The 4558-nt window shown below is 39.4% G+C and carries 4 protein-coding genes; 3 read left to right on the top strand and 1 reads right to left on the bottom strand.

Features of this window, described 5'->3' with window-relative positions:
• Positions 1–203, bottom strand: a 203-nt coding sequence (locus VLN09_RS03715) for a prepilin-type N-terminal cleavage/methylation domain-containing protein (protein ID WP_325243848.1), incomplete at its 3' end; no start/stop codon positions are given.
• 597 nt (positions 204–800) lie between these two features.
• On the opposite strand from VLN09_RS03715, the gene VLN09_RS03720 reads away from it, so the two are divergent.
• The 3 genes from VLN09_RS03720 to VLN09_RS03730 all read left to right on the top strand — a co-directional run.
• Entirely contained in the window at positions 801–1988 is a 1188-nt protein-coding gene (locus tag VLN09_RS03720; RefSeq protein WP_325243849.1) for an OmpA family protein, read from the top strand.
• 353 nt (positions 1989–2341) lie between these two features.
• A complete protein-coding gene (gene typA, locus VLN09_RS03725) occupies positions 2342–4189 on the top strand; it encodes a translational GTPase TypA (protein WP_325243850.1) in 1848 nt (615 codons plus the stop codon).
• 254 nt (positions 4190–4443) lie between these two features.
• On the top strand, positions 4444–4558 hold a 115-nt coding region (locus VLN09_RS03730; protein WP_325243851.1), incomplete at its 3' end, for an MscL family protein.

Genomic DNA, 4558 nt, shown 5'->3' on the forward strand with positions numbered 1-4558 from the left:
AATGTCAGAGTAGTGTCTATTTGCCCTGCAATACGTCTGGCTTCCATACGTGCTAATAGACTTAAGATATAGGGCGTGGCAATCGTCGCTATGATTGCCAAGATAGCAACCGTGACGATTAACTCTATTAAGGTAAAGCCATGTTCATTCTGGTTTTCAGAATTCTTTGAGAGTATTAAAACAGTTGTGTTCGATATGGTCATAATGGACTGCTACCTGTATGAAAGAGACAGCGAAGATAGTTTTTAGTCATTATTGATGGTTTTAAATATATTGCTGGGTCCGACCATGCATCTAAATCTAGTGATAGATATTCTTGATATAATCGATAACATAAAAAGTATCAAATTAATCTACTAGATGTTATAAGTGAAATATTGTTTGTTAATATAATGGTAAATATAAACTAAATATATGTCTACTGTCAAAGAATGTTTCAATTCGTGAATTGATGATTTTAACAATAGAGAAAATTAACTACTTGTATTAAAATGAGTTGCAACAATAGGTAGGAATCGTTTCATCATCTATTGCGACCTAACATACAAAAGATAAGAAGTGTAAAGTGTGTTAGCTCTCAGTAAGTTAAGCAGGCGAATGTGTTTTAGTTATGACATTATCGTGTAATAATGTGTAGCTGGTTTACGAAAAAAGTTGTAAACTGAATTGAGAATAGCTAAGCTACTGCTTAATTGGTTTTGCTTTGTAGTTTTAAGTTCGTCAACGATGTTTATTTTTAAGCATCTCGAGCAGTAGTTTTGCTTAACGCATTACTAAAATTATCCTTTGGAGGAAGTTTCATGAAATTAAATAAAATTGCTTTGGCATTGTTTGCTGTTACAGCAGCCCCACTAGCAGCTAACGCTGGCGTAACTATCAGCCCATTACTACTTGGTTATCACTACAGCGAAGGCGCTGATAGTGAACAACAAGAGACATTCCTTGACAGCAGTGATGTCACTGCCACTAATAGATTTTATAAAGAAGATGGTCTATATACTGGTGCTGCACTAGGTATCGAGCTTACTCCTTCTACTCAGTTCCAAGTAGAGTATGGTGTTTCTAACACTGATGCTATCGCTAGCACCGGTACTGATGGTGATGCAGAACAAGAAATGATTTCTGGTAACTTCTTGATCGGTACTGAAGAGTTCACTGGTTATACTGATAATAAGCTTAAGCCATATGTATTGGTTGGTGCTGGCCAATCTAAAATTGAAATCGAAAATGCAGCTGGTACTGAAGTTGCTGAATCTAAAGATACTATCGGTAACCTAGGTCTAGGTGCTATGTATCGTATCAATGATGCGCTAAGCCTACGTGGTGAAGCTCGTGCGATTCATAACTTTGACGAAAACTGGTGGGAAGGCATGGCTTTGGCCGGTCTAGAAGTAGTACTTGGTGGTCATTTAGCACCTGCAGTAGCTGTACCACCTATGCAAGAGCCTGACGTTCAGACTGCACCAATCGTTGTTGTAGAATCTGATCTTGATTCTGATGGTGATGGCGTACCTGATAGCATCGACGCATGCCCAGGCACTCCAATGAACGTTGTTGTAGATGAGCGCGGTTGCCCAGTACCAGTAGATATTACTGATGAGCTAAAAATGGAACTACGTGTATTCTTTGATAACGACAAATCAGCTATCAAAGACCAATACAAGCCTGAAATCGCTAAAGTAGCAGAGAAGATGCGTGAGTATCCTAACTCTACAGCACGCATAGAAGGTCATGCTTCTAAAACTGGTCCATCAGCACGTTATAACCAACGTCTGTCTGAAGCCCGTGCTGTTGCTGTGAAGTCTATGTTGACTAACGAATTTGGTATTACACCAAACCGTCTATCAACTGTTGGTTATGGTTATGACCAACCAATCGCTGACAACAACACTGAAGAAGGTCGTGCTATGAACCGTCGTGTTTATGCCATCATCACTGGTGACAAAACTATGACTGTAGAACAAACTAAAGATATGGTTGTTCAATAAGTAATAGCTGCTAATCTTGTAATAAACTGATTAGTTACAAAAAAAGCCAACCAATGGGTGGCTTTTTTTTATTTATGCACTGAGAAAAGTGAGTTATTACATAAATTTATGATTCAATAATGTTATACTAGCCACCCAAACACTTTGTAAATTGACAAAGTGTACATTAGCATAGCTATCTGTACGATAGATTTATCACCATAAGTCTTTGTTTTACTTCTATTAATTATCTAGCTTTACTCATTGTATGGTCATTTAATATAGGGTAATCCTACTTATCTGGTTAATGGCAAAAGTTTATCCAGCGGTGCTTACTGCTACTGCATTTTTTTAAGACGAAACGAGCATTTTATATGGCGAACGATATCAAACACCTGCGTAACATTGCAATTATTGCCCACGTTGACCACGGTAAAACTACTTTGGTTGATAAGCTATTACATCAGTCTGGTACTTTTGGCGACCGTGCAAACATTGCTGAGCGTGCAATGGATTCAGGTGATATTGAGCAAGAACGTGGTATTACTATTTTGGCTAAAAATACAGCCATTCGTTGGACAGATAACACTGACGGTACAGAATACCGTATCAACATTGTTGATACCCCAGGTCACGCCGACTTTGGTGGTGAAGTTGAACGTGTAATGTCTATGGTTGACTGCGTACTTCTAGTCGTTGATGCGGTTGATGGTCCAATGCCTCAGACCCGTTTTGTAACTCAAAAAGCGTTCGAGCAAGGTCTAAAACCTATCGTTGTCATCAATAAAATTGACCGTCCTGGCTCACGTCCTGATTGGGTAATGGATCAAATCTTTGATTTGTTTGATAACCTTGGTGCGACTGATGAGCAGTTAGATTTCCCAGTGGTATATGCCTCAGCATTGAATGGTATTGCTGGTCTAGAAGTTGATAACTTAGCTGATGACATGACGCCACTTTTCAAAACTATTGTTGATGTGGTTCAGCCTCCTCAAGTTGATGCTGAAGCACCTTTCCGTATGCAAATCTCAAGCCTTGATTTCAACAGCTTCGTTGGTGTTATAGGTATTGGTCGTATTCAGCGCGGTAAAGTAAAAATCAATACGCAAGTAACTGTCATTGATAAAAATGGCAATACTCGTAATGGCCGTATTTTGAAAATTATGGGCTATCATGGTCTTGATCGTATTGATGTTGAAGATGCGCAAGCAGGCGACATCGTTTGTATTACTGGTATTGATGCACTAAATATCTCTGATACTATCTGTGATCCAAATCACGTTGAAGCATTAAAGCCTTTGACGGTTGATGAACCTACTGTTTCAATGAATTTCCAAGTAAATAACTCACCTTTTGCTGGTCGTGACGGCAAGTTTGTGACTTCGCGTAATATCCGTGAGCGTCTAGAACGTGAATTGATTCATAACGTCGCATTACGTGTAGAAGATACAGAATCTCCTGATAAATTTAAAGTATCAGGCCGCGGTGAGCTGCATCTGTCTGTATTGATTGAAAACATGCGCCGTGAAGGTTTTGAGATGGGTGTTTCAGGCCCAGAAGTTATTGTTAAAGAAGTTGATGGTAAGCTACAAGAGCCGTATGAAAACGTTGTCTTCGATATTGAAGATGAGCATCAAGGTTCTATCATGGAGCAGATTGGCTTGCGTAAAGGCGAGATGACCAATATGGAACTTGATGGTAAAGGTCGCATGCGTATCGAAGCGACTATGCCTGCCCGTGGTTTGATTGGTTTCCGCTCTGAATTCTTAACTCTGACTTCAGGTTCGGGTATCATGACGTCAAGCTTCTCACATTACGGTCCACAAAAGATTGGTGAGGTTGGTGGTCGCTCGAATGGTGTCTTAGTTTCTATGGCAAAGGGTGTTTGCTTAGGTTTTGCTCTATTTAACCTACAAAAACGCGGTAAATTATTTGCTGAGCCACAGCTTGAAGTTTACGAAGGTATGATCGTTGGTCTTAACTCACGTAACGATGACATGGCGGTTAATCCGACGACTGCTAAGCAGTTAACTAACGTTCGTGCCAGTGGTACTGATGAAGCACTAACGCTAACGCCAGCGGTCAAGTTTACGCTTGAGCAAGCACTTGAATTCATTCAAGATGATGAATTAGTAGAAGTAACGCCAAAAGCGATTCGTCTACGTAAGCGCTATTTGACTGAAAGTGAGCGTAAGCGTTATGGTCGTAAGAAAGGTGCTTAATATTGACCAATAAATAATGGTCATCCGTTATTTGGTTCTGTATTAAAGATATCTAGTAAGCAGCATAGAATGAGTGGTATACCACTATTCTATGCTGCTTTTTTTTGTGTTGCATTTTGCATAGAATAAAAAGACAATAGTTGAATATAGTTTGTTGGAATGGCACATATATTATATGCTTATATCCAAAATCCGCTAGATTCATCACTTATACGCTTATTTTATGGTAGATAAGCCTTTTGAGGAGAGAAATTATGAGTATGGTATCTGAGTTTAAAGAATTTGCCTTAAAGGGCAATGTGATGGATCTCGCCGTCGGTGTTATTATCGGCGGAGCATTCGCTACGATCACAACCTCCTTAGTAGAGG

Origin of the sequence: Psychrobacter sp. (assembly GCF_035469765.1) — a bacterium.
Taxonomy (GTDB): Bacteria; Pseudomonadota; Gammaproteobacteria; order Pseudomonadales; family Moraxellaceae; genus Psychrobacter.